This is a genomic window from Vibrio sp. CAU 1672 (assembly GCF_029223195.1).
Classification (GTDB): Bacteria; Pseudomonadota; Gammaproteobacteria; order Enterobacterales; family Vibrionaceae; genus Vibrio.
The window spans coordinates 23,630-49,697 of record NZ_JARHUF010000018.1; the positions used below are offsets into that span (position 1 = coordinate 23,630).

28 protein-coding genes are annotated in these 26,068 nt (G+C 49.3%); 25 read left to right on the forward strand and 3 right to left on the reverse strand.

The features are described 5' to 3' along the window. Positions 1 to 15: 15 nt before the first annotated feature. Positions 16 to 1,422, reverse strand: coding sequence for a chromosomal replication initiator protein DnaA (dnaA, locus tag P2G85_RS15425; RefSeq protein WP_275864953.1), 1,407 nt, complete (start codon positions 1,420 to 1,422; stop codon positions 16 to 18). A 414-nt stretch (positions 1,423 to 1,836) separates the two neighbouring features. Between dnaA and P2G85_RS15430 the strand changes: the two genes are divergently transcribed. The 23 genes from P2G85_RS15430 to glmU all read left to right on the forward strand — a co-directional run bounded on the left by P2G85_RS15430 (position 1,837) and on the right by glmU (position 22,020). Further along, positions 1,837 to 2,583, forward strand: coding sequence for an amino acid ABC transporter substrate-binding protein (locus P2G85_RS15430; protein ID WP_275864954.1), 747 nt, complete (start codon positions 1,837 to 1,839; stop codon positions 2,581 to 2,583). Positions 2,584 to 2,688: 105 nt separating this feature from the next. Continuing rightward, positions 2,689 to 3,360 (forward strand): amino acid ABC transporter permease, encoded by a 672-nt coding sequence (locus P2G85_RS15435; protein ID WP_275864955.1) that lies wholly within the window; start codon positions 2,689 to 2,691, stop codon positions 3,358 to 3,360. Next, complete coding sequence (locus tag P2G85_RS15440) at positions 3,357 to 4,097, forward strand: amino acid ABC transporter ATP-binding protein (protein ID WP_275864956.1); 741 nt, start codon at positions 3,357 to 3,359, stop codon at positions 4,095 to 4,097. The genes P2G85_RS15435 and P2G85_RS15440 overlap by 4 nt, the downstream gene beginning before the upstream one ends. Before the next feature lie 228 nt (positions 4,098 to 4,325). After that, entirely contained in the window at positions 4,326 to 4,460 is a 135-nt protein-coding gene (gene rpmH / locus P2G85_RS15445) for a 50S ribosomal protein L34 (RefSeq protein WP_006880025.1), read from the forward strand. Positions 4,461 to 4,506: 46 nt separating this feature from the next. Continuing rightward, a complete protein-coding gene (rnpA, locus tag P2G85_RS15450; protein ID WP_275864957.1) occupies positions 4,507 to 4,830 on the forward strand; it encodes a ribonuclease P protein component in 324 nt (107 codons plus the stop codon). Continuing rightward, the gene (yidD, locus tag P2G85_RS15455) at positions 4,797 to 5,054 is read left to right on the forward strand and encodes a membrane protein insertion efficiency factor YidD (protein WP_275864958.1); all 258 of its coding nucleotides are present in this window, start codon (positions 4,797 to 4,799) and stop codon (positions 5,052 to 5,054) included. Before rnpA ends, yidD begins: the two co-directional genes overlap by 34 nt. A gap of 2 nt (positions 5,055 to 5,056) precedes the next feature. Beyond that, positions 5,057 to 6,676 (forward strand): membrane protein insertase YidC, encoded by a 1,620-nt coding sequence (gene yidC, locus P2G85_RS15460; protein ID WP_275864959.1) that lies wholly within the window; start codon positions 5,057 to 5,059, stop codon positions 6,674 to 6,676. A gap of 132 nt (positions 6,677 to 6,808) precedes the next feature. Continuing rightward, positions 6,809 to 8,170: a tRNA uridine-5-carboxymethylaminomethyl(34) synthesis GTPase MnmE gene (gene mnmE / locus P2G85_RS15465; RefSeq protein WP_275864960.1), complete on the forward strand. Its 1,362-nt coding sequence runs from the start codon at positions 6,809 to 6,811 to the stop codon at positions 8,168 to 8,170. 63 nt (positions 8,171 to 8,233) lie between these two features. After that, a complete protein-coding gene (gene mioC / locus P2G85_RS15470; RefSeq protein WP_275864961.1) occupies positions 8,234 to 8,668 on the forward strand; it encodes an FMN-binding protein MioC in 435 nt (144 codons plus the stop codon). Positions 8,669 to 9,142: 474 nt separating this feature from the next. Then, positions 9,143 to 11,041: a tRNA uridine-5-carboxymethylaminomethyl(34) synthesis enzyme MnmG gene (mnmG, locus tag P2G85_RS15475; protein ID WP_275864962.1), complete on the forward strand. Its 1,899-nt coding sequence runs from the start codon at positions 9,143 to 9,145 to the stop codon at positions 11,039 to 11,041. Continuing rightward, entirely contained in the window at positions 11,038 to 11,673 is a 636-nt protein-coding gene (gene rsmG, locus P2G85_RS15480) for a 16S rRNA (guanine(527)-N(7))-methyltransferase RsmG (RefSeq protein WP_275864963.1), read from the forward strand. Before mnmG ends, rsmG begins: the two co-directional genes overlap by 4 nt. A 10-nt stretch (positions 11,674 to 11,683) precedes the next feature. Further along, positions 11,684 to 12,457 (forward strand): ParA family protein, encoded by a 774-nt coding sequence (locus tag P2G85_RS15485; RefSeq protein WP_275864964.1) that lies wholly within the window; start codon positions 11,684 to 11,686, stop codon positions 12,455 to 12,457. A 24-nt stretch (positions 12,458 to 12,481) separates the two neighbouring features. After that, a complete protein-coding gene (locus P2G85_RS15490; protein ID WP_275864965.1) occupies positions 12,482 to 13,363 on the forward strand; it encodes a ParB/RepB/Spo0J family partition protein in 882 nt (293 codons plus the stop codon). Positions 13,364 to 13,553: 190 nt separating this feature from the next. Next, on the forward strand, positions 13,554 to 13,943 hold the full coding sequence (locus P2G85_RS15495; RefSeq protein WP_275864966.1) for a F0F1 ATP synthase subunit I: 390 nt from the start codon (positions 13,554 to 13,556) through the stop codon (positions 13,941 to 13,943). 8 nt (positions 13,944 to 13,951) lie between these two features. Next, positions 13,952 to 14,764, forward strand: coding sequence for a F0F1 ATP synthase subunit A (atpB, locus tag P2G85_RS15500; RefSeq protein WP_275864967.1), 813 nt, complete (start codon positions 13,952 to 13,954; stop codon positions 14,762 to 14,764). Between the two features lie 55 nt (positions 14,765 to 14,819). Continuing rightward, entirely contained in the window at positions 14,820 to 15,074 is a 255-nt protein-coding gene (gene atpE, locus P2G85_RS15505; protein ID WP_002540812.1) for a F0F1 ATP synthase subunit C, read from the forward strand. A gap of 71 nt (positions 15,075 to 15,145) precedes the next feature. After that, positions 15,146 to 15,616 carry a F0F1 ATP synthase subunit B gene (atpF, locus tag P2G85_RS15510; protein WP_275864968.1) on the forward strand — a complete coding sequence of 157 codons (471 nt, stop codon included), beginning with the start codon at positions 15,146 to 15,148 and terminating at the stop codon, positions 15,614 to 15,616. A 14-nt stretch (positions 15,617 to 15,630) separates the two neighbouring features. After that, positions 15,631 to 16,164, forward strand: coding sequence for a F0F1 ATP synthase subunit delta (gene atpH, locus P2G85_RS15515; protein ID WP_275864969.1), 534 nt, complete (start codon positions 15,631 to 15,633; stop codon positions 16,162 to 16,164). 13 nt (positions 16,165 to 16,177) lie between these two features. After that, positions 16,178 to 17,719: a F0F1 ATP synthase subunit alpha gene (gene atpA, locus P2G85_RS15520; RefSeq protein WP_275864970.1), complete on the forward strand. Its 1,542-nt coding sequence runs from the start codon at positions 16,178 to 16,180 to the stop codon at positions 17,717 to 17,719. 44 nt (positions 17,720 to 17,763) lie between these two features. Beyond that, entirely contained in the window at positions 17,764 to 18,630 is an 867-nt protein-coding gene (gene atpG / locus P2G85_RS15525) for a F0F1 ATP synthase subunit gamma (RefSeq protein ID WP_275864971.1), read from the forward strand. 35 nt (positions 18,631 to 18,665) lie between these two features. Next, on the forward strand, positions 18,666 to 20,069 hold the full coding sequence (gene atpD / locus P2G85_RS15530; RefSeq protein WP_275864972.1) for a F0F1 ATP synthase subunit beta: 1,404 nt from the start codon (positions 18,666 to 18,668) through the stop codon (positions 20,067 to 20,069). Positions 20,070 to 20,087: 18 nt separating this feature from the next. Continuing rightward, entirely contained in the window at positions 20,088 to 20,510 is a 423-nt protein-coding gene (locus P2G85_RS15535) for a F0F1 ATP synthase subunit epsilon (RefSeq protein ID WP_275864973.1), read from the forward strand. A gap of 148 nt (positions 20,511 to 20,658) precedes the next feature. Next, a complete protein-coding gene (gene glmU, locus P2G85_RS15540; protein WP_275864974.1) occupies positions 20,659 to 22,020 on the forward strand; it encodes a bifunctional UDP-N-acetylglucosamine diphosphorylase/glucosamine-1-phosphate N-acetyltransferase GlmU in 1,362 nt (453 codons plus the stop codon). Between the two features lie 83 nt (positions 22,021 to 22,103). On the opposite strand, the gene P2G85_RS15545 is transcribed toward glmU, so the two are convergent. After that, the gene (locus P2G85_RS15545) at positions 22,104 to 22,844 is read right to left on the reverse strand and encodes an amino acid ABC transporter permease (RefSeq protein WP_275864975.1); all 741 of its coding nucleotides are present in this window, start codon (positions 22,842 to 22,844) and stop codon (positions 22,104 to 22,106) included. A gap of 121 nt (positions 22,845 to 22,965) precedes the next feature. Between P2G85_RS15545 and P2G85_RS15550 the strand changes: the two genes are divergently transcribed. After that, positions 22,966 to 23,742 carry a transporter substrate-binding domain-containing protein gene (locus P2G85_RS15550; protein ID WP_275864976.1) on the forward strand — a complete coding sequence of 259 codons (777 nt, stop codon included), beginning with the start codon at positions 22,966 to 22,968 and terminating at the stop codon, positions 23,740 to 23,742. A gap of 63 nt (positions 23,743 to 23,805) precedes the next feature. On the opposite strand, the gene punC is transcribed toward P2G85_RS15550, so the two are convergent. Next, a complete protein-coding gene (gene punC / locus P2G85_RS15555) occupies positions 23,806 to 25,011 on the reverse strand; it encodes a purine nucleoside transporter PunC (protein WP_275864977.1) in 1,206 nt (401 codons plus the stop codon). A gap of 154 nt (positions 25,012 to 25,165) precedes the next feature. On the opposite strand from punC, the gene punR reads away from it, so the two are divergent. Then, positions 25,166 to 26,068 (forward strand): DNA-binding transcriptional activator PunR, encoded by a 903-nt coding sequence (gene punR, locus P2G85_RS15560; RefSeq protein WP_275864978.1) that lies wholly within the window; start codon positions 25,166 to 25,168, stop codon positions 26,066 to 26,068.

Genomic DNA, 26,068 nt, shown 5'->3' on the forward strand with positions numbered 1-26,068 from the left:
TGTCATTCTAACCGATTACGACGACAGGGTGCGAATCAAGTTCGAGTAATCTTCTTTGATGTCGTGGCTTTCTTCACGTAACTGCTCAATCTTGCGACAAGCATGCAGTACTGTGGTGTGGTCACGGCCACCAAAGGCATCACCGATTTCCGGCAAGCTGTGGTTGGTGAGCTCTTTGGCCAACGCCATCGCCAGCTGACGAGGACGCGCAACCGAGCGTGAGCGACGCTTAGACAGCAGATCCGCCACTTTGATTTTGTAGTACTCCGCCACCGTCTTTTGAATATTATCGATAGTCACCAGCTTCTCTTGTAGCGCCAGCAGGTCGCGCAGCGCTTCGCGGACAAAATCGATCGTGATCGGACGGCCGGTAAAGTTGGCGTTGGCGATAACGCGGTTCAGAGCACCTTCCAACTCACGCACATTGGAACGCAGGCGTTTGGCAATAAAAAACGCCACTTCGTCCGCCAGGTGGATCTGGTGATCCTCGGCCTTTTTCATCAAAATGGCCACGCGCGTTTCCAGCTCTGGTGGCTCGATCGCCACTGTCAGACCCCAACCGAAGCGGGACTTAAGGCGATCTTCAACCCCGCTGATCTCTTTTGGATAACGATCTGAAGTAAGAATGATCTGTTGATTTCCTTCCAGCAGCGCGTTGAAGGTATGGAAGAACTCTTCCTGTGAGCGTTCTTTGTTGGCAAAGAACTGGATGTCATCGATCAGCAGCGCATCAACACTGCGATAGTAACGTTTAAACTCTTCAATCGCATTGTTTTGCAGCGCTTTCACCATATCCTGAACAAACCGCTCAGAGTGCATGTACACCACTTTAGCGTTGGGATTGTTATCCACAATCGCGTTACCCACCGCATGCAGCAAGTGAGTTTTACCCAGGCCGGTACCACCGTACAGGAACAGTGGGTTATAAGCTGCACCCGGGTTATCCGATACCTGTCGAGCGGCCGCCAGGCCCAGCTGGTTGGACTTACCTTCGACAAAGTTATTGAACTTGTGTTTTGGGTTGACGTTCGAGCGATGGTTGATGTTCGCAATCGCCTGAGCGTCGTCATCCCAGGTTTTGTGCACCGGCTTGCGTGCCTGCAGTTGTGCTGGCGCCGAAGATTCTGCCGCCACATCTGCCGGCGTGCGTGTCGGTGCCGGTTTGGGGGCGACAACAGGGCGACTGCCCACTTCAAAGCGCAGGTTGGGGACATCATTACCGCAATATTCCTGCAATAAGCGGGTAATACTGTTGAGGTACTTGTCGCGAACCCAGTCCAACACGAACCGGTTCGGAGCGAACAGAGTGAGCGTATTGTCATTGAGCTCCGCTTGTAACGGACGAACCCACATGCTGAATTCTGTAGCTGGTAGCTCTTCTTGAAGCTGCTGCAAACATTGCAACCAAAGCGAAGATGACACGGTGCCCCCACTGAGTATTTGAGTAATCGGAAAAGACTGGCAATTTTACCTGTTGATAACCAAGATCGCCAGCAAATGATCGACGATCCAGTGAATAAGATCCAAGTTATTCACAATTATTCCGCCTAACTTAGCGAGATCAGCACACCTTGCCCCAAAATTGCCCACAAAAAGATCCACATTAGGGCAAAATCCAGCGGATCGACAAGCTGGTGATAACTCTGTGAATGAAATTCTGCTCCGCCGGTCAAAGGATCGTTTTATCCACGATCTGAGTACCGCGGAATCCCCATTCCATCGCTCACATTTCACACCATCTTATTCCGATGAGAACTAGGTTATTGCTCTTGGTTATTTATCTAATTGAGTGGACTAACAGTAATATTTCTCGCTATCAAAGAGTGGAGATGTATTATGAAAAACTGGATCAAGGTTGCATTCGCAGCCATTGCGCTATCTGCGGCCACGGTTCAAGCCGCCACCGAGGTAAAGGTCGGCATGTCAGGTCGTTACTTCCCGTTCACCTTCGTCAAGCAAGATAAACTGCAGGGTTTCGAAGTGGATATGTGGGACGAAATCGGCAGACGCAATGACTACAACATCGAATACGTCACGGCAAACTTTTCTGGTTTATTCGGTTTGCTGGAAACCGGCCGCATCGATACCATTTCAAATCAAATCACCATGACCGATGCACGCAAAGCTAAGTACTTGTTCGCCGCCCCGTATGTGGTCGACGGTGCACAAATTACGGTACGGAAAGGTAATAACAGCATCAATGGCGTGGAAGACCTGACTGGCAAAACCGTCGCGGTAAACCTCGGCTCGAACTTTGAGCAACTGTTACGCGAGCATGACAAAGACGGCAAGATCAACATCAAAACCTATGAAACCGGCATTGAGCACGATGTCGCACTGGGGCGTGTCGACGCATTTGTGATGGATCGCCTGTCGGCCCTGGAACTGATCAAAAAAACCGGTTTGCCACTGCAACTGGCGGGTGAACCATTTGAGACCATTGAAAATGCCTGGCCTTTCCTTGATAACGAAAACGGCCGCAAGCTGCAGGCGGAAGTCAATCAAGCCCTGGCCGAGATGCGTGCTGACGGCACCGTAGAAAAAATCTCGGTCAAATGGTTTGGCGCAGACATCAGCAAATAACGATGGCTCACAAAGGGTATTGAACGCTAAGTTGAATACCCTGTTTCGGTATTAACGCTAAGGTGGAACGTTCAGTCCACCTTTTCTTGTCTCTAGGTAAGTGGTATGGGATTTGATTTAAATTACATGTTAGAGCTGCTGCCAATACTGCTTAAGTATCTTGGCACCACGATGGAAATGGCCATCTGGGGGTTGGTCTTTTCGCTGATATTAGCTATCGCCTTAGCCAATATCCGTGTATTTAAGCTGCCTGTTCTCGATCAGCTGAGCCAGCTGTACATCAGTTTTTTCCGCGGCACCCCACTGCTGGTACAGCTGTTTCTGCTGTATTACGGTTTACCGCAAATTTTCCCGATCATGGTTGGTATTGACGCCTTTTCAGCTGCGGTGATCGGCCTGACCTTGCATTTTGCTGCCTATATGGCCGAAAGCATCCGCGCCGCCATTATCGGTATTGACCGCAGCCAGATGGAAGCCAGTTTATCGGTCGGCATGACCACCGCTCAGGCGATGCGCCGGGTGATTTTACCTCAGGCTACCCGTGTGGCGTTGCCGTCGCTGATGAACTACTTCATTGATATGATTAAATCCACCTCGCTGGCCTTTACCCTGGGTGTAGCCGAAATCATGGCCAAAGCGCAAATGGAAGCCTCATCCAGCTTCCGCTTCTTTGAAGCCTTTTTAGCCGTGGCGCTGATTTACTGGGGTGTGGTGGTTATCCTGACCCGGGTGCAACTTTGGGCAGAAGCGAAACTGAATAAGGCCTACGTACGATGATCAAATTAGAAAATATCCACAAGCGCTTTGGCGATAGCGAAGTTCTGAAAGGCATTGATCTCGAGATCAAACAAGGTGAGATCATCGTGATTATCGGCTCCAGCGGAACCGGTAAGTCCACCTTACTACGTACCGTGAACTTCCTCGAGCAAGCCGACCAGGGGCGTATCACCATTGATAACATCTCGGTAGATACACAAAAGCATACCAAGGCCGAAGTTTTGGCTCTACGCCGCCGTACCGGCTTTGTATTCCAGAACTATGCCCTGTTTGCCCATCTGACCGCACGGCAAAACATCGCCGAAGGCTTGATCACCGTGCGCGGCTGGAAAAAAACCGACGCCCTGACACACGCGCAACATATCCTGGATGACATCGGCTTGAGCGATAAAGGTGACAGCTACCCCGCCGCCCTGTCTGGTGGCCAGCAACAACGGGTCGGTATCGGCCGCGCTATGGCCCTGCAACCCGAGCTACTGCTGTTCGATGAGCCGACCTCGGCCCTGGATCCAGAATGGGTCGGGGAAGTGCTGGCGCTGATGAAAAAGCTCGCCACCCAGCACCAGACGATGCTGGTGGTCACTCATGAAATGCAGTTCGCCAAAGAAGTGGCCGATCGAGTGATCTTCATGGCCGAGGGCAACATTGTCGAACAGGGTTCTCCACAAGATATCTTTGATAATCCACAGGATCCTCGACTAAAGAAATTCCTCAACCAAGTGGGAATAGAGCAATGATCAAACATAAGGATCGATCGATCCTTGAGATTTTGCTCACACTACGTATAATCGCCCGGCCGGAATATCATCCACATTGAGTCATTGACACAAATTGTGAGTGTGATTACAATTCCGCCTCTTTGTTGAGAGGCGTCGGTGGTTTCCCTCTATATAAAGAGAGAAATAATATCGCCCACGCCGGGTTAACCAAGAACCTAAAACTACTGATCAGTAAAGGTAATTATCATGAAACGCACTTTTCAACCTTCAGTTCTAAAGCGCAAGCGTACTCACGGCTTCCGTGCTCGCATGGCAACTAAGAACGGTCGTAAAGTTATTAACGCACGTCGTGCAAAAGGCCGTGCGCGCCTATCAAAATAATCGCTAGTTTATTTTGAATACGTACGCGTTCGATCGGGAGTTACGTTTGTTAACTCCCGAACATTATCAAAACGTCTTTCAGCAAGCTCATCGAGCTGGCTCCCCTCATTTCACCATCATTGCTCGCAATAACAACCTTTCTCATCCTCGATTAGGGTTGGCAGTTCCGAAAAAGCAAATCAAAACCGCGGTAGGCCGAAATCGTTTTAAACGCTTGGCTCGTGAAAGCTTTCGTAACAAACAACATCAGCTTCCCAATAAAGATTTTGTTGTGATTGCCAAAAAAAGCGCGCAAGATTTAAGCAATGAGGAAATTTTCAAGTTGTTTGATAAGTTATGGCAACGCCTGTCTCGCCCTTCACGTGGGTAGCCATTGGGCTAGTTTATCTTTACCGCTGGTTTATCAGTCCTCTGATTGGCCCCCGCTGCCGATTCACCCCAAGCTGCTCGACTTATGCGCTAGAAGCCTTGAGAGCTCACGGTTTTGTAAAAGGGTGTTGGTTATCAGGCAAACGTCTATTAAAATGCCACCCTTTGAATGAAGGGGGGTATGACCCCGTTCCACCAGTCCAAAAACAAGACAGAGATAAATAACGATGGATTCTCAACGTAATATCCTGTTAATCGCACTGGCTCTGGTTTCTTTCCTGCTGTTTCAACAATGGCAAGTTGCAAAGAACCCGGCACCACAAGCGGTTGAACAGGCTCAATCAAGCAGTACTCTACCTGCACCATCTCTCGCCGATGAGCTTGACCCGGTTCCTGGTCAGCAAGCGTCAGCGAAAACAATCACAGTAACTACTGATGTGCTGACTCTGTCAATCGACACTGTTGGTGGTGACGTAGTGCATGCTGACCTGAATCAATACGCCGCTGAACTTGATGAATCTGACCCATTTGTTTTGCTGAAAAACAAAGAAGGCCACCAGTTCATCGCTCAGAGCGGCCTGGTCGGTCCTCAGGGTATCGACCTGAGCAGTGCCAACCGTCCGCATTACGCGGTGAGCGCAGACAGCTTTACCCTGGCTGACGGTCAGGATGAACTGCGCGTGCCAATGACTTTCACTGCCAATGGCCTTGAATACACCAAGACTTACGTTCTTACCCGTGGCAGCTATGCTATCAACGTTGAATACGATGTAATCAACAACTCGGGCAACAATGCCACCTTTGGTATGTACGCTCACCTGCGCCAGAATCTGATGGACGCGGGTGGCAGCATCACCATGCCAACCTACCGTGGCGGTGCCTACTCCACCGAAGATGTACGCTACAAAAAGTACAGCTTTGATGATATGCAAGACCGTAACTTGTCGCTGAATCTTGCCAATGGCCAAGGCTGGGCAGCGATGATCCAACACTACTTTGCGGTAGCCTGGATCCCACGCAACGAGCCAGGCACCAACCTGTACACTCGTGTGATTGGCAACCTGGGCGATATCGGCGTTCGCATGCCAAACAAAACCATCGCAACGGGTGACCAGGCCAAGTTCGAAGCCACACTGTGGGTTGGTCCTAAACTGCAGTCTGAAATGGCCGCAGTGGCACCAAGCCTGGATCTGGTAGTCGATTACGGCTGGTTATGGTTTATCGCTAAACCGCTTCACTCACTACTGGCATTTATCCAAAGCTTCGTCGCTAACTGGGGCGTGGCGATTATCTGCTTGACCTTCATCGTTCGTGGCGCCATGTACCCGCTGACCAAAGCTCAGTACACCTCAATGGCGAAAATGCGCATGCTACAGCCTAAGCTGCAGGCGATGCGCGAGCGCATCGGTGATGATCGCCAGCGCATGAGCCAGGAGATGATGGAACTGTACAAGAAAGAGAAAGTGAACCCACTGGGTGGCTGTCTGCCTCTTATCCTACAGATGCCTATCTTCATCGCGCTATACTGGGCACTGATGGAATCGGTGGAGTTACGTCACTCACCATTCTTCGGCTGGATTCATGACCTTTCAGCGCAGGACCCTTACTACATCCTGCCGCTACTGATGGGTGCTTCAATGTTCCTGATCCAGAAGATGAGCCCGACTACCGTTACGGATCCAATGCAGCAGAAGATCATGACCTTTATGCCGGTGATGTTTACCTTCTTCTTCCTGTTCTTCCCATCAGGTCTGATTCTGTACTGGCTGGTGTCGAACATCGTAACGTTGATCCAGCAGACATTGATTTACAAATCGCTGGAGAAAAAAGGTTTACATACTAAGTAATCCTTGGACAAAAGATTGAGAAAGGCGGCCAAAAGGTCGCCTTTTTGTTTTTGGCTGATTACAATTCAGCTAACTAATGGTTATGGCTCCCTAGGGCTACAAACCCTATAGCCCAGCTCAAAAGGCAAGATTATGACTACAGATACGATTGTCGCCCAAGCTACCGCACCAGGCCGGGGTGGTGTCGGCATTATTCGTGTTTCAGGCCCTAAGGCCAACCAGGTGGCGCAGGAAGTCACAGGCAAAACGCTAAAACCCCGCTACGCAGAATACCTGCCATTCCAGGCAGAAGATGGCAGCGTACTCGACCAGGGCATAGCACTGTACTTCCCTAACCCGCATTCGTTCACCGGTGAAGACGTACTGGAGCTGCAAGGCCATGGCGGCCCGGTGGTGATGGACATGCTGATCAAGCGCATCCTTGGTATTGAAGGGGTCCGTGCCGCCCGTCCGGGAGAATTCTCTGAGCGTGCCTTCCTCAACGACAAGATGGACCTGACCCAGGCCGAGGCGATTGCCGACCTGATTGATGCCAGCTCGGAAGAAGCCGCAAAATCGGCACTGCAATCACTGCAAGGTCAGTTCTCCCAGCGAATCCAAACCCTGGTCGAATCACTGATCCATTTGCGTATCTACGTTGAAGCCGCCATCGACTTCCCGGAAGAAGAAATCGACTTTCTGGCTGATGGCAAAGTGTCTGCCGACCTACAGGCGATTATCGACAACCTTGCAGCAGTGCGCCAGGAGGCCAATCAGGGTGCGATTATGCGTGAAGGGATGAAAGTGGTGATTGCCGGTCGTCCCAATTCTGGCAAATCCAGCCTACTGAATGCGCTGTCGGGCAAAGAGTCTGCGATTGTCACCGATATTGCTGGTACCACCCGTGACGTACTACGTGAGCATATCCATATTGATGGTATGCCGCTGCACATCATTGATACAGCCGGTCTGCGTGACGCTTCTGATGAAGTCGAGAAAATCGGTATCGAGCGCGCATGGGATGAAATAGCCCAAGCTGACCGGGTGCTATTCATGGTCGATGGCACGACCACCGATGCCACCAATCCGCAAGATATCTGGCCTGATTTTGTCGATCGTCTGCCAGAGAATATCGGCATGACAGTGATCCGCAACAAAGCCGATCAAACCGGTGAAGAAATGGGGATCTGCCATGTCAACGATCCAACCTTAATTCGCCTCTCTGCGAAAACTGGTGCAGGTGTGGATGCTTTACGTTGCCACTTAAAAGAATGTATGGGCTTCTCAGGTAACACCGAAGGCGGCTTTATGGCCCGCCGACGTCACCTGGACGCACTAGAGCGTGCCGCACAGCATATCCAGACAGGTCAGGAGCAGCTCGAAGGCTTTATGGCCGGTGAGATACTGGCAGAGGAGCTACGCATTGCTCAGCAGCACCTGAACGAGATCACCGGCGAGTTCAGTTCCGATGACCTCCTCGGCCGAATCTTCTCTTCATTCTGTATCGGTAAATAATCTCAGCGCGGCAATGGACTTCCTCTCCATGCCGCGCTTTTTTTTGCTTAAAAAGGAAGACGTATGATCCATATTATTACAGGTAGTACCCTAGGTGGCGCAGAATACGTTGGCGATCACCTGAGTGAGCTCCTGGTTGAAAAAGGGTTTGAAACCACGATCCACAACCAGCCGGATCTGGCCGAGATCCCCGCCACGGGAACCTGGTTGGTGATCACCTCCACCCATGGCGCCGGCGATTATCCCGACAATATCCAACCTTTTATTGCAGCCCTGCAAAATACGCCACCGAAGATGAGTGAGGTAAAATATGCGGTGATCGCGATCGGTGATTCGAGTTACGACACCTTCTGTGCTGCCGGTCAGCATGCGTACGAGCTACTGGAAGATATTGGCGCCACCCCGATCACTGACTGCCTGTTGATCGATGTACTAAACCATGCCGCCCCTGAAGATGCTGCAGAAGCGTGGTTAAACCAACATATTGATCATTTTTAACCATGATCACTCGTGTTTCAGAGTCGCAATGCGGCTCTGTTTGCTCTGATGTGAATAACTTCCTCAATCTTTCTCAGTTCGATCGAACAAAAAACCAGCACACCATCTGTGGATAAGTCAGGTAAGATCCGGTTACTTTCCTTTAGTTATCCAAATAACAACTTTGATCTATTTTTACCCCTGTGCATAACCCACTATTTTGATCCCAGCTAATCCTCGATCAGATCAAACCATGATCACAAGATATGATCCAAAGAAGATCCATGATCTTGTTGATCATTTTTTAGTTATCCACAGAATCTCTCGATCCTAATAATAGATCCAATAAAAGATCATATATATAGATCTTATATATATTTATCTCATGCCCTTTAAGGATAAAACGAGAAAACAATTTTCACTCACCGATAAAGAAGGTAAAATACCGCTCTTTTTATCTGTCCATTAAATCCTTTGAATACCTGAGGTCAGTTCATGCTTTATCACGAAAATTTTGACGTCATTGTTGTCGGTGGCGGACACGCAGGAACGGAAGCCGCGCTCGCATCTGCACGCACAGGACAAAAAACCTTACTCCTTACCCATAACATCGATACATTAGGCCAAATGTCTTGTAATCCGGCCATTGGTGGTATCGGTAAAGGTCACTTAGTCAAAGAAGTGGATGCTATGGGCGGTCTGATGGCACAAGCTATTGACCATGCAGGTATTCAATTCCGAACACTAAATGCCTCGAAAGGTCCGGCTGTAAGAGCGACTCGTGCTCAGGCTGATCGTGCGTTGTACAAAGCATATGTCCGTACTGCATTAGAAAATGCGCCCAACTTAACTCTGTTCCAACAATCGGTGGACGATCTGATTGTTGAACAAGATCGTGTCGTGGGTGTGGTGACCCAGATGGGGCTTAAATTCCATGCCAAAGCGGTAGTGCTCACCGTTGGAACGTTCCTGGGCGGTAAGATTCACATAGGTATGGAAAGCTCTTCCGGCGGGCGTGCCGGGGATCCACCGTCGATCGCCCTGGCGGATCGTCTGCGTGAGATGCCATTCCGGGTGGATCGTTTGAAAACCGGGACACCACCACGTATTGATGCTCGCACTGTGGATTTCTCAGTGCTCGAAGCACAGTATGGTGATAACCCAACGCCGGTATTTTCATTTATGGGCAAGCGTGAACATCATCCGCGTCAAATCCCATGTTTTATTACCCACACCAATGAGCAAACTCATGAGGTGATCCGCAATAACCTCGATCGCAGCCCGATGTATGCTGGGGTGATCGAAGGTATTGGTCCACGTTATTGCCCGTCTATCGAAGACAAAGTGATGCGCTTTGCGGACAAGAACAGTCACCAGATTTTCATTGAGCCAGAAGGCCTGACAACACACGAACTATACCCGAACGGTATTTCGACCAGCCTGCCGTTTGACGTCCAGGTACAGATAGTTCGTTCGATGAAAGGCTTTGAAAACGCGCACATCGTGCGTCCCGGCTATGCGATTGAGTATGACTTTTTCGACCCGCGTGATTTGAAGCAGACTTACGAAACCAAATTTATTGGTGGCCTGTTCTTTGCCGGCCAAATCAACGGTACCACCGGTTATGAAGAGGCGGCGGCACAGGGGCTCATGGCCGGCTTAAACGCCAGCCTGTATAGCCAGGGTAAGGAAGGCTGGAGCCCGCGCCGTGATCAGGCTTACATGGGGGTATTGATTGATGATTTATCGACCATGGGGACCAAAGAGCCGTACCGGATGTTTACCTCGCGTGCTGAATATCGTTTGTTACTGCGTGAAGACAATGCCGATTTACGTTTGACGGAAAAAGCACGTGAACTTGGTTTGATTGATGATGCGCGTTGGGCGCGATTTAACCAGAAGATCGACAATATAGAATCGGAGCGTCAGCGTCTGAAATCAGCCTGGATTAATCCAGGTTCGACCGGCGTCGATGCGCTAAACGGGATGCTGAAAACACCACTGGTACGTGAAGCGAGCGGCGAAGATCTGCTGCGTCGCCCGGAGATCACTTACCGCCAGTTAACCCAACTGGAGACCTTTGCCCCGGCGCTGGAGGATCAACAGGCCGCAGAGCAGGTTGAGATCCAGGTTAAGTACGAAGGCTACATTAAACGGCAACAAGATGAGATCGAGAAATCATTGCGTCATGAGCACACACAGTTGCCTGTGGATCTCAACTACCAGGACGTGAAGGGGCTGTCGAACGAAGTGGTGGCTAAGCTGAGTGAAGCTAAGCCGGAAACCATCGGTATTGCGTCACGCATTTCCGGTATTACTCCTGCGGCGGTGTCGATTCTGCTGGTCCACCTGAAAAAGCACGGCCTGTTGAAAAAGGGTGAGGAAGAGTCATGAGCACACTGCGCCAAAAATTAGATTCTCTGATTGCACAAACCGATTTAACGGTTTCAGACCAACAGCGTGAGCAGTTGGTCGGTTATGTCGAGCTGCTGGATAAATGGAACAAAGCGTACAATCTGACTTCTGTGCGAGAGCCGATGGATATGCTAGTGAAACATATCCTCGATAGCATTGTGGTGAGCACTCACTTGCAAGGTGAGCGTTTTATTGATGTTGGCACCGGTCCTGGTTTACCGGGGATCCCATTGGCAATCATGAACCCAGGCAAACAGTTCTTTTTGCTTGATAGTTTAGGCAAACGCATTCGCTTCATTAAGCAAGTCGTGCATGCCCTGGGGCTGAAAAATGTGACCCCTATCCAAAGTCGCGTTGAAGAATTCCAGCCAGAAGAAAAATTTGATGGCGTATTGAGCCGTGCTTTTGCTTCAATGACAGATATGGTTGAATGGTGTCACCATCTGCCGAAAGACAAGGATGGGGTATTTCTAGCCTTGAAGGGTATCCACCCTAAAGATGAATTAGATCAGCTTCCTGATTGGTGCCGTGTGACAGAGATCATATCTTTAGCGGTTCCAGAGTTAGAAGGTGATCGTCATCTTGTAATCTTATCGCGCAAGGAAAAATAGCGAGGTCACTGTGGGTAAAATTGTAGCAATCGCCAACCAGAAAGGTGGGGTCGGCAAAACAACAACGTGCGTTAATTTAGCGGCTTCTATGGCGGCAACCAAGCGCAAAGTTTTGGTCATCGATCTCGATCCTCAGGGTAACGCTACGATGGCCAGTGGTGTCGACAAATACATGGTAGATGCCACGGCGTATGACCTTCTGGTGGAAGATACGCCGTTTGAGCAGGTTGTCTGTACCCAGACAACCGGGAAGTTTGATTTGATTGCCGCCAACGGAGACGTGACGGCGGCTGAAATCAAGTTGATGGAGGTGTTCGCGCGTGAAGTTCGCTTAAAAAATGCGTTAGCCTCAGTTCGTGATAACTATGATTTCATCTTTATTGATTGTCCTCCCTCTCTAAACCTTCTTACAATCAACGCTATGGCTGCAGCTGACTCTGTGCTGGTGCCGATGCAATGTGAATACTTTGCGTTAGAAGGTTTGACAGCACTGATGGACACCATCAGTAAGTTAGCGGCGGTGGTCAATGAAAACCTCAAAATTGAAGGTTTGTTGCGTACTATGTACGACCCAAGAAACCGCCTGTCTAATGAAGTCTCCGATCAACTGAAAAAACATTTTGGCACCAAAGTTTACCGTACGGTGATACCACGCAATGTGCGTTTGGCAGAAGCCCCGAGTCACGGTAAACCTGCGATGTACTATGACAAGTACTCGGCAGGTGCGAAAGCGTATCTTGCTTTGGCGGGTGAAATGCTCCGCCGTGAAGAAGTCCCAGTTTAACTCTAACCGAAGGAATTCATCTCAATGTCTAAGCGTGGTCTTGGAAAAGGACTGGATGCGTTATTGTCGACCAGTTCATTAGCGCGTGAAAAACAGCATGTTGCTTCACACAGTCAGGCGTTATCGGCAGAGGGTGAGCTGACCGAGCTTGCTATCGGCCAGTTGCAACCGGGCGTCTATCAACCGCGTAAAGACATGGCAGCGGAAGCGCTTGAAGAGCTGGCTGCTTCGATCCAGTCTCAGGGGATTATTCAGCCCATCGTGGTTCGTCCTCTGGGTAGTGGTCAGTTTGAAATCATTGCCGGAGAGCGCCGTTGGCGCGCCGCGCGTCAGGCAGGCCTGAAGCGTGTACCTTGTCTGGTGAAAACGGTTGAGGATCGCGCCGCGATCGCGATGGCATTGATCGAAAATATCCAACGTGAAGATCTTAATGTGATCGAAGAAGCGCAAGCGTTGGAGCGGCTGCAGGATGAGTTCACCTTGACCCACCAACAAGTGGCAGACGTGATTGGCAAATCGAGAGCCACGGTGAGTAACTTATTACGTCTTAATCAGTTAGAAATTGACGTAAAAGGTCTGGTTGCGGACAAGAAGCTGGAAATGGGGCATGCTCGGGCTTTGCTGGCGCTGGAAGGTGAGCAGCAGGTAGATGTTGCGCAGCAGGTGGCGAAAAAGCAAATGACGGTTCGCCAAACCGAACAGTTAGTAAAAAAGTGCTTAGCTCCACAAAATGAGCAAAAAGCACCACAACAAGATACTGAAGCCGAGCAAATGTCGCATAAATTGAGTCAACTGCTTGATGCGCAAGTCTCAATGAACCGTTCTGCAAACGGAAAGGTCAAATTGACGATAAGTATTGATGGGTCTCACAAAATTGAGCAGCTAATTGCCAAGCTTGAAGGCTAAGTGAGATAATTGATTTAGGTCAAGTTATAAACTTTATTGATTTTTGTGCGAAAGTTGTCGTTTTGTAAATGAAAGTGTAAGTTTTTGCTGCGTTTTGATTGCAATAACTTAGACTGAACGTATAATTTTTGCCAGTTTCCCGGCACATTGAGTTTTAGTGCGAAGTGGATATTACTAGAGGTACGAATACATGGTAGCTGCGTTAGCTAGACCAGGACGAGCGCTCGCGAAGCAATTGTTAATGATCCAGTCTGGCGCGGTTATTTTTGTGGCAGCAGGAATGGCGGTAGCCATAAATCCTGACTGGGGACTTTCTGCGCTGATTGGCGGGGGCATTTTTGTTGTTGCCAATGCTGTCTTTGCGCTGTGTGCTTTTATGTTTAGTGGGGCTCGCGCTGCCAAGCGTATCGCGGTGTCTTTCTATACCGGTGAAGTACTGAAAATTCTCATCACGGTTGCACTGTTCTATGTTGCCTACATGTATATGCAGGTGGAACTTGTTCCCCTCAAACTAACCTATTTGCTGGTACTAGGTATTAATATCTGTGCACCAGTGCTATTCATTAACAACAAAAAATAGGATGAGTTATGGCTGCGCCAGGTGAAGCGCTAACATCGTCCGGATACATTGCCCACCACCTTACTAACCTATCGCTTTATAAGTTAGGTCTGGTAGCGGAGGAAGCAAGTTTCTGGAACGTACATATCGATAGCCTGTTTTTTTCTTGGTTTACAGGTTTAATTTTCCTCGGAATTTTTTACAAAGTAGCGAAGAGAACAACAGCGGGTGTACCGGGTAAGCTTCAGTGTGCTGTAGAAATGATCGTTGAATTTGTCGCTGATAACGTCAAAGACACGTTCCATGGACGCAACCCACTGATTGCGCCTTTAGCACTGACTATCTTTTGTTGGGTATTCTTGATGAACGTGATGGACTTAGTTCCGATCGACTTCTTACCATACCCAGCAGAACATTGGCTTGGTATCCCTTATCTTAAGGTTGTACCGTCAGCTGATGTGAATATCACCATGGCTATGGCTCTAGGCGTATTCGCATTGATGATTTACTACAGCATCAAAGTGAAAGGTCTAGGTGGATTCGCAAAAGAACTTGCACTACATCCATTTAATCACCCAGTAATGATTCCGTTTAACCTACTGATCGAAGTTGTATCGCTGCTTGCGAAGCCACTTTCTCTCGGTATGCGTCTATTCGGTAACATGTTCGCGGGTGAGGTTGTATTCATTCTTTGTGCGGCAATGCTACCATGGTACTTGCAATGGATGGGTTCACTTCCGTGGGCAATCTTCCATATCTTGGTTATTACGATTCAGGCCTTCGTGTTTATGATGTTGACAATTGTTTATCTGTCAATGGCACACGAAGACAGTGATCATTAATTTTTTAAGCTTTTTATTTGGGCACTAAGCCAACAACTATAAATTGGAGATAGTAATGGAAACTTTACTGAGCTTTTCTGCAATCGCCGTAGGTATTATCGTCGGTCTTGCTTCTCTTGGTACTGCGATTGGTTTCGCGCTGCTAGGTGGTAAATTCCTAGAAGGTGCAGCTCGTCAACCAGAAATGGCTCCTATGCTACAAGTTAAGATGTTCATCATCGCTGGTCTACTTGATGCGGTTCCAATGATCGGTATCGTAATCGCGCTACTATTCACTTTCGCAAACCCATTCGTTGGTCAACTAGGTTAATCACTTTTAACGCTAGACAAGCTACGGCTTGTCCCTGATTAACACTAAGTCCAAATAGAGGGGTAGCTGTTGTGAATATAAACGCAACTCTGCTAGGTCAAGCAATCTCGTTTGCACTGTTTGTGTGGTTCTGCATGAAGTATGTATGGCCGCCATTGATGCAAGCGATTGAAGAGCGTCAGAAAAAAATTGCTGATGGTCTTCAGGCAGCGGAACGTGCTGCAAAAGACTTGGATCTGGCACAAGCCAACGCTTCTGATCAGTTAAAAGAAGCGAAGCGCACAGCAACTGAGATCATCGAGCAAGCGAATAAGCGCAAGGCTCAAATTCTAGACGAAGCCCGCGAGGAAGCTCAGGCAGAACGCCAGAAAATCCTTGCTCAGGCAGACGCAGAACTTGAAGCTGAACGCAACCGCGCGTGCGATGAGCTGCGCAAACAAGTTGCTACTCTGGCTGTAGCTGGTGCTGAGAAAATTCTTGAGCGTGCAATCGATAAAGATGCGCACAAAGATATTCTCGACAACATTACTGCAAAACTTTAAGTCTGGGGGCGCATATGTCTGATTTGACTACAATCGCACGCCCCTATGCTAAAGCAGCTTTTGACTTTGCTGTAGACAAAGACCAGTTGGACCTATGGGGCCAAATGTTGTCTTTCGCTACTGAAGTTGCCAAAAACGAACAAATGAAAGAACTTTTAACAGGTTCTGTTTCAGCTGACAAAATGGCAGAAATTTTTGTTGCAGTTTGCGGTGAACAAGTTGATGCGCACGGTCAAAACCTGATTAAGGTTATGGCTGAGAATGGTCGTCTAACGGCCCTTCCCGATGTTTGTGAGCAATTCTTCTTATTGAAGAAAGAGCATGAGAAAGAAATCGATGTTGATGTCATTTCAGCAAGCGAACTTTCTGATGAACAGCTAGCAAACATTGGCAGCAAACTTGAAGTGCGTCTTGAACGCAAAGTGAAGCTGAATTGCAGCGTAGATGAGGCCCTACTTGGTGGGGTGATTATTCGAGCCGGAGACCTAGTCATCGATGACTCAGCGCGAGGTCGTTTGAACCGCCTGAGCGATGCATTGCAGTCTTAATGGGGATTGGAGCATGCAACTTAATTCCACGGAAATCAGCGATCTGATCAAACAGCGTATCGAATCTTTCGAAGTTGTTAGTGAAGCTCGCAACGAGGGTACTATCGTATCGGTAAGCGATGGTATCATCCGCATCCACGGCCTAGCGGACGTGATGCAAGGTGAAATGATTGAATTACCGGGTGGCCGTTATGCACTAGCACTTAACCTTGAGCGTGACTCGGTTGGTGCGGTTGTAATGGGCCCATATGCTGACCTTAAGGAAGGCATGAAAGTTACAGGTACTGGCCGCATTCTTGAAGTGCCAGTTGGTCCGGAACTGCTAGGTCGCGTAGTGAACACACTAGGTGAGCCTATCGATGGTAAAGGTCCAATCGAAGCGAAACTGACTTCGCCTGTAGAAGTGATCGCACCAGGTGTAATCGACCGTAAATCGGTAGACCAACCTGTACAAACTGGCTACAAATCAGTTGACTCAATGATCCCAATCGGTCGTGGTCAGCGTGAGCTTGTGATCGGTGACCGTCAGACTGGTAAAACAGCAATGGCGATCGATGCGATCATCAACCAGAAAGACTCTGGTATTTTCTCAATCTACGTAGCAATCGGTCAGAAAGCATCGACTATCGCTAACGTAGTTCGCAAACTAGAAGAGCACGGCGCGCTAGCTAACACTATCGTTGTTGTTGCATCGGCTTCTGAATCTGCAGCGCTGCAATACCTGGCGCCATACGCAGGTTGTGCGATGGGTGAATACTTCCGCGATCGCGGTGAAGACGCACTGATTGTTTACGATGATCTATCTAAGCAAGCGGTAGCTTACCGTCAGATCTCTCTACTACTAAAACGTCCACCAGGCCGTGAGGCATTCCCAGGTGACGTATTCTACTTACACTCGCGTCTACTAGAGCGTGCAGCTCGTGTAAACGAAGAGTACGTAGAGCGTTTCACTAACGGTGAAGTGAAAGGTAAGACCGGTTCTCTAACTGCTCTTCCTATCATCGAAACTCAAGCAGGTGACGTTTCAGCATTCGTACCGACTAACGTAATCTCGATTACCGATGGTCAGATCTTCCTACAAACTGAGCTATTCAACGCAGGTGTACGTCCAGCGGTTGACCCAGGTATCTCAGTATCTCGTGTAGGTGGTTCAGCTCAGACGAAAATCATCAAGAAGCTATCAGGTGGTATCCGTACAGCACTTGCAGCATACCGCGAACTGGCAGCCTTTGCTCAGTTCTCTTCTGATCTTGATGAAGCGACGAAGAAACAGTTAGACCATGGTCAAAAAGTAACAGAACTGATGAAGCAGAAGCAGTACGCTCCAATGTCTGTCTTTGACCAAGCGCTAACTATCTTTGCGGCAGAGCGCGGTTACCTGGATGATGTAGAACTGAATAAAGTTCTGGATTTCGAGGCGGCTCTACTATCGTACGCTCGCGGCCAATACGCTGAATTAGCAGCTGAGGTTGACAAGTCTGGTGCTTATAACGATGAAATCGAAGCTCAGTTCAAGAAACTGACTGACGATTTCAAAGCAACCCAAACTTGGTAATTAGGTCGGTGGCAGTTTCTGCCACCAACTAACGGAGAGTAACGATGGCCGGCGCAAAAGAGATACGTAATAAAATCGGTAGTGTTAAAAGCACTCAGAAAATTACGAAAGCGATGGAAATGGTAGCTGCTTCTAAAATGCGTCGTTCTCAAGACGCAATGGAAGCTTCTCGTCCATACGCGCAAACAATGCGTAAAGTGATCGGTCATGTGGCGAACGCAAACCTAGAGTACCGACATCCGTACCTAGAGGAGCGTGAAGCCAAGCGTGTTGGTTACATCATCGTTTCGACAGACCGTGGTCTGTGTGGTGGTTTGAACATTAACGTGTTCAAAAAAGCCGTGACAGACATACAGGCATGGAAAGAGAAAGGTGCTGAAGTTGAGTTGGCTGTGGTCGGCTCGAAAGCAACAGCTTTCTTTAAAAGTGGTGGCGCAAAAGTAGCGGCACAGGTTTCAGGTCTGGGTGATAACCCAAGCCTGGAAGACCTAATCGGTTCTGTTGGCGTCATGCTGAAGAAATACGATGAAGGTGAATTGGACCGTTTGTACGTAGTGTTCAACAAGTTTGTTAACACTATGGTTCAAGAACCAACGATCGATCAATTGCTACCTTTGCCTAAATCGGACAGCGCAGAGATGCAGCGTGAGCATTCATGGGACTACATCTACGAGCCTGAACCTAAACCTCTGCTGGATACGCTACTAGTGCGTTACGTAGAGTCTCAGGTGTACCAGGGTGTAGTTGAGAACCTTGCTTGTGAGCAAGCGGCTCGAATGATTGCGATGAAGGCTGCAACTGATAATGCGACCAACTTGATTGAAGATTTGGAACTTGTGTACAACAAAGCCCGTCAGGCGGCGATTACACAAGAACTGTCTGAGATCGTTGGTGGTGCAGCAGCGGTTTAAGCTTAGGTAAAACGAAATAGTTTAGAGGATTAACGATGGCTACAGGTAAGATCGTACAGATCATCGGTGCGGTAGTCGACGTAGAGTTCCCACAGAGCGAAGTACCAAGTGTATATGACGCTCTAAACGTAACGGACTCAAAAGAGCGTCTAGTTCTTGAAGTTCAGCAACAGCTAGGCGGTGGCGTAGTTCGTTGTATCGTAATGGGTAGCTCTGATGGTTTACGTCGTGGAGTGGAAGTTGAAAATACTGGCGCTCCAATTACAGTACCAGTAGGTACTAAGACCCTAGGTCGTATCATGAACGTTCTAGGTGACGCGATTGATGAGCGTGGCGATATTGGTGCAGAAGAGGCTTACTCTATTCACCGTGAAGCGCCAAGCTACGAAGAGCAATCAAACGAAACAGCGCTGCTGGAAACTGGCGTTAAAGTAATCGACCTGATTTGTCCGTTCGCTAAGGGTGGTAAAATCGGTCTATTCGGTGGTGCAGGTGTAGGTAAGACCGTTAACATGATGGAACTTATCAACAACATCGCACTTCAACACTCAGGTCTGTCTGTATTTGCCGGTGTAGGTGAGCGTACTCGTGAGGGTAACGACTTCTACTACGAGATGCAGGAAGCCGGTGTTGTTAACATCGAGAAGCCGGAAGAATCGAAAGTAGCGATGGTTTACGGTCAGATGAACGAGCCACCAGGTAACCGTCTGCGTGTTGCACTGACTGGCCTGACAATGGCTGAGCGTTTCCGTGATGAAGGTCGTGACGTACTGCTGTTTATCGATAACATCTACCGTTACACGCTAGCGGGTACAGAGGTATCAGCACTGCTTGGCCGTATGCCATCAGCGGTAGGTTACCAGCCAACTCTTGCAGAAGAGATGGGTGTACTTCAGGAGCGTATCACGTCAACTAAGCAAGGTTCTATCACGTCTGTACAGGCGGTATACGTACCGGCGGATGACTTGACTGACCCATCACCAGCAACGACGTTCGCGCACTTGGATGCAACGGTTGTACTTAACCGTAACATCGCAGCAATGGGTCTGTACCCAGCGATCGACCCACTGGATTCAACGTCTCGTCAGCTAGACCCACTAGTGGTAGGTCAAGAGCACTACGATACTGCTCGTGGCGTTCAGCAGACTCTTCAGCGCTACAAAGAGCTGAAAGACATCATTGCGATCCTAGGTATGGATGAGCTATCTGAAGAAGATAAGCAAGTCGTATCGCGTGCACGTAAGATTGAGCGTTTCCTAACTCAGCCTTACCACGTAGCTGAAGTATTTACGGGTGACCCAGGTATCTACGTACCTCTTAAAGAGACACTACGTGGCTTCCAAGGTCTGCTTTCTGGTGAATACGATGACATTCCAGAGCAAGCGTTCATGTACTGCGGTACGATTGAAGATGCTATCGAGAATGCGAAGAAGCTATAAGGCTAACTAGGAGGCGATATGGCACCAATAACCTTTCACCTTGACGTGGTCAGCGCTGAGAAGCAAATCTTCTCAGGGCGTGTAGAAACGTTTCAGGTGACCGGTAGCGAAGGTGAGCTGGGTATTTTCCACGGCCACACTCCGCTGCTGACCGCTATTAAGCCTGGTATGGTGCGTATTGTGAAACAGCACGGCCACGAAGAGTTCATCTATGTCTCGGGTGGTATGATCGAAGTGCAGCCTGGTACTGCTACAGTATTGGCTGATACGGCGATCCGTGGTGAAGATCTAGACGCAGCGAAGGCAGAAGAAGCCAAGCGTCGCGCTGAAGAAAATATTCAGAATCAGCATGGCGATATGGACTTTGCTCAAGCGGCCAGTGAACTGGCTAAAGCCATTGCTCAGCTACGAGTTATCGAGCTGACCAAGAAGCGTCGCTAAGCTCAATTAGCAACGTTGCATGAAAAAGGCGGCCATTTGGTCGCCTTTTTGATTAATTTTAGTTGGAAATTTACATCCCACCATTAACTAATCCTTCCAAGCTGTTTAAAATAACGCCCAATTAAAATAGAACGTCAATAGGTTATTAATGAAATTCAGTGCTGTGATTCTTGCTGCGGGTAAAGGCACCCGTATGTATTCGAACATGCCGAAAGTGCTTCACACTTTGGCAGGCAAGCCAATGGCAAAACATGTGATCGATACATGTACAGGTCTTGGTGCACAAAACATTCACCTGGTTTATGGCCATGGCGGTGAGCAAATGCAGCAGACGCTGGCTGAAGAACCAGTCAGCTGGGTTCTGCAAGCGGAACAGTTAGGTACTGGCCACGCGGTCGATCAAGCTTCAGCACAGTTTGAAGATGATGAAAAAGTCCTGGTGCTTTACGGTGATGTTCCACTGATTTCAGCTGAAACCATTGAAAACCTTCTCGATGCGCAGCCAACTGGCGGTATTGCACTACTGACGGTAATGCTGGATAACCCGACCGGTTACGGTCGCATTATTCGTAAAAACGGTCCAGTCGTAGCGATCGTCGAGCAGAAAGATGCGACAGAAGAGCAGAAGCTCATCAAAGAATGTAACACTGGTGTGCTGGTGGCGACAGGTGGTGACCTGAAGCGCTGGCTTGCTGGTCTAAACAACGAAAACGCACAGGGTGAATACTACTTAACTGACGTTATCGCAGCGGCACACGACGAAGGTCGCGCAGTGGAAGCGGTACATCCAGTCAATGCGATTGAAGTTGAAGGTGTCAACGACCGTGCTCAACTTGCTCGCCTGGAGCGTGCATTCCAGTCAATGCAGGCGCAGAAGCTACTGGAGCAGGGCGTAATGCTGCGCGATCCGGCTCGTTTTGACCTACGTGGTGAACTGCAGTGTGGTATGGACTGTGAAATCGACGCGAATGTGATCATCGAGGGTAACGTATCGCTGGGTGATAACGTGATTATCGGCGCTGGTTGTGTACTAAAAGATTGTGAAATCGATGACAACACCATTGTTCGTCCTTATAGCGTGATTGAAGGTGCTACCGTCGGCGAAGAGTGTAGCGTTGGTCCATTTGCCCGTCTGCGTCCGGGGGCTGAGATGCGTAACGACTCTCACGTGGGTAACTTCGTCGAGGTGAAAAATGCCCGTATCGGCGAAGGCTCGAAAGCCAACCACCTGACCTACCTGGGTGATGCTGAGATCGGCCAGCGTACTAACATCGGCGCTGGTACCATCACCTGTAACTACGATGGCGCCAACAAGTTCAAAACTATCATTGGTAACGATGTATTTGTCGGATCTGACAGTCAGTTGGTGGCACCAGTGACCATCGCCGATGGTGTGACGATTGGGGCTGGTACCACCTTGACTAAAGATGTCGCAGAAGGTGAGCTAGTGATCACTCGCGCCAAAGAGCGCAAAATCACTGGCTGGCAGCGCCCGGTAAAACAAAAATAATTCAGGCGAATTTTCGTTAAGTTGGATTGTCAAAGCCGCTCATCATGAGCGGCTTGGTTGTACCTGGCGTTTAGATCGGGAGTCTAGTGGCCAGGAATCGCAATGCGTTTTTCTAACCAGCGTACCGCTTGAGAGACCAATAGAATTAACAGCAAGTATTCCACAACCAAGAAAGTATAAATTTCTAACGGTAAATACTCATTCACCACCAGCTCATTCGCTCTGCGTGTTAAGTCACTTAAGCCAATCACACTGACCAGCGAACTCATTTTGAGGATATAAACAAATTGATTGCCCAGTGGCGGTAAGATTTGTCGGAAAGCTTGCGGAAGAATCACCAAACGCATTTTCTGCCAGTAATTCAACCCTAATGATTCGGCTGCTTCATGTTGCCTGTGGCTGATGGCTTGAATTCCGCCTCTAAAGACCTCCGCCATAAATGCACTTTCAGCAATCGTCAGGGCAATCACCCCTGCCCAGAAGTGGTTGAGTGACACATCAAGCAGTGTCGGCATGCCGTAATAAACCCAGAGCAGTAAAACCAAAACAGGTATTGAACGGATCACCTCGACATAAATACGGTTGACCCATTTTAGTCTTGGTGACTCGGATAGTGCTGGAAGCGCAATGATTAATCCGAGTGTCATGGCAAATAGCATGCTCAGTAACGATACTTGGATCGTGTCATTAAAGCCGGCGACTAGAAACCTGATGTTGGTCAGCCCTTGTTCTGTTGACGGATCAAGCACATACCAACCCCATTGATAATCGGAACAGCCCGTGAGCAACAGCAACGAAATCAGCCATAGATGTTGATAGTTCACATTTACTCCCTGAACTAACTAAAAAACTTCCTTTGTTACTGCTATGTTAACAATGAAGTTGCACTAATGGTTAATAATTAAAGGGAATATTTCCCATCATCATTCTTTTAAGGGAACAGACATGAAAAAAACGTTGCTTGCGCTAGGAATGTGTTTACTTGTAATGACCCAAGTCGCTCATGCTGACAGTCGTTTACAAGAGATTCTGGATAAAGGCGTGCTTCGCGTCGGAACGACAGGTGATTGGAACCCAATGACGATGAAAGATCCGGCCACCAACAGTTATCGAGGCTTCGACATCGATGTCACCACACAGCTGGCGAAAGACCTGGGAGTGAGGGTGGAATATGTGGCGACCGACTGGAAAACGCTGGTGAATGGCGTAACGGCGAATAAGTACGACATCACGGGGAGTGCCTCGCTGAATATGTCACGTGCCAAAGTCGCCGGCTACAGCCAGCCCTACTTTTACCTGGCGTTTGTGCCGGTGGTGCAGAAAAAAGATTTAGCCAAATTCTCGGACTGGAGTGATTTTGACCGTGCTGATGTTAAAGTTGCCGCGACGCTCGGCACCGTGCAAGAGAAAATGGTCAAAGAATTTTTCCCATCAGCACAGCACATTGTGATCGAAGCGCCGGCGCGCGATTTCCAGGAGTTGCTTGCCCGCCGAGCGGATGTATCCGTGACCTCTAACGTCGAGGCCGCGACGCTGGTGGCTAAGTTCAAGCAGCTGGCCATCGTCCCCGTTAAGTCGCCGCGTCAACCGACACCGATTGCCATGCTGTTGCCCCAAGATGATCAGGTGTGGATTAACTATATTAACCATTGGGTAGAGCTGAAAAAGACCCAGGGCTTCTTTCGGCAAACCGCTGAGAAGTGGGGCTTGCAGAGTATGTAAGCACTCTCAAACAATAAGAGCCGCATGATGCGGCTCTGTGCTTATGTCTGTTGTGAAGTGGGATTAAAGTTCATCTTCACTGACAACGCGTGCATTGTCTGGCGTGGTGAAGTGCTGAGACAGTTCACGGTTTGACAGGATATATCCCATCCATAGACCACCCATACAAATCACAATCGCAATGCCTGTAACCATTTGTGCCTGGCTGGCCATGGCTGCCACTAATGCGCTGGACAGGCTGCTGACACTGATTTGCAAACTGTTTTGCAGGCCGGCTGCGGTGGCCGGGCTTTGCTTGGCACTGGCCAGTGCGCGGTTTACTACGATAGGGTACAGCGCGCCGTTGGCTACCGCAATCAGACAGAACGGTGCCAGGATTGGCCAGATTGAAGTTAACTGCCATTGTGATGCAATGAAGATCAGCAGGGCGGCGACACTGAACAGGCCAATCAGCTGGCGCAAGACTTTTTCGTCGCCAAATTTGCTGACGCACACTTTGCCTAAGTAGCCCCCGACCATAAACGCAATGGTCTGTGGGATAAAGCTCAAGCCGATATCTTTCGCTTCATAGCCCAGTTGCGCCATGATTTCCGGCATACCGGTCAGGTAAGCAAAGAAGGCCGCCGATGCGGTGGCGAACATAAACACGTTGCCCAGATAAGTCTTCGAGCTCAGCAGGGCTTTGATGTCTGCTGACATACTGGTTGATTTGACTTCTGCCTGGTCATTTTTCTGGGCCATCGTCGCAGCCACCAGCAATACCCCCATTAGGGTCAGGGCGACAAAAATACTGTGCCAGCCAAAGCGGTCAGCCAGCAGTACCCCGAGCTGAGGCGCGAGGGCCGGAGAGAGGGCCACTAATGGCATGATGGTGGCAAAGATCTGTTGGCTGCTGCTGGTATGGCGTTTGATCACCATCGCTTGCCAGATCACCGCCGGGGCACACACCCCAATCGCCTGGATAAAGCGCAACGTCAGTAACTGCCAGACCTGATCGCTGAAGGCTAAGCCAAACGAGGCCACGGTAAACAGGGCTAAACCGGCGGCAAGCGTGTTGCGGTGACCGAACTTGTCTGAGGCCAGGCCCCACATCAGTTGGCCTAAGGCCATGCCGACCAGAAAGACGGTCAGTGACAGGGCGATTTGTTCCGGGCCGGTGGCAAAGTCGATTTCCATCGCCTTGAACGCCGGCAGATACATATCGGTGGCAATAAAGCCCAGCATAGACAGGGCTGCGAGATAAACGAGCTGTAGTTTTGCAATTTTCATGATTCAACCAATCAAATTATTTAATCATTGTTTACTCAATATCAGTTGGCGCCAGCTCTGATTTACTTGAGTTTTCATTCTATTTTTCGATTTTGATAAAATAAAACGCTAAAATTGTTGGTTATCAATCAAATTTTTTGAAAGGTTATTGCGGATGTTTTCCAAGTCTTCGCTGGAGATGCTCGATACCGTGGCCCGGTTGGGCAGCTTTACCGCTGCAGCAGAAGTGCTGCATAAAGTGCCGTCGGCGATCAGTTATGGGGTACGTCAGGTTGAGCAAGAGCTGGGGGTGATCCTCTTCCGCCGTTTGCCGAGGAAAGTCGAACTGACCCCGGCGGGGGAGCTGTTTATTGCCGAGGCCCGGCTGCTGCTGCGGCAGATGGGGGAGGTCAAGGCGCAGACCCGGCGCGCTGCGCATGGCTGGCAAGCGACCTTAAAGCTGACTCTCGACAACGTGGTTAAACTGGAGAAACTCAAACCCCTGGTCGAAGATTTTTATCAGGCGTTTGATTTTGCTGAGCTGCAAATCAATATGGAAGTGTTTAATGGCTCATGGGAAGCGATAGCGCAGGGGCGGGCTGACATTGTGGTCGGGGCGACCTCTGCCATTCCTGTCGGGGGAGACTTTGAAGTCAAAGATATGGGGGTACTTGACTGGGCATTCGTGATGGCGCCATCCCATCCTTGTGTGCGTCAACAGGTGCTGACCGAAGAGTTTGTCAGTCAGTTTCCGGCGATCTGCCTGGATGATACCTCGAACGTCTTGCCCAAGCGCCATACCGGTCACTACCCGAAGCAGCGTCGCTTGTTACTGCCGAACTGGTACAGTGCGATTGAATGTTTAAAAAATGGGGTTGGAGTGGGGTACATGCCACGTCATATTGCCATGCCACTGATCAATGAAGGGCTGCTGGTGGAAAAGCTGCTGCCGGACGAGATGCCGCTCGGCCGTTGCTGCCTGGTATGGCGCAAAGATGATAACCACAAGCTGATCCAGTGGATGGTCGATTACCTTGGGTCGCCCGAGCAGCTGCATCAGGACTGGTTGCAATATTGA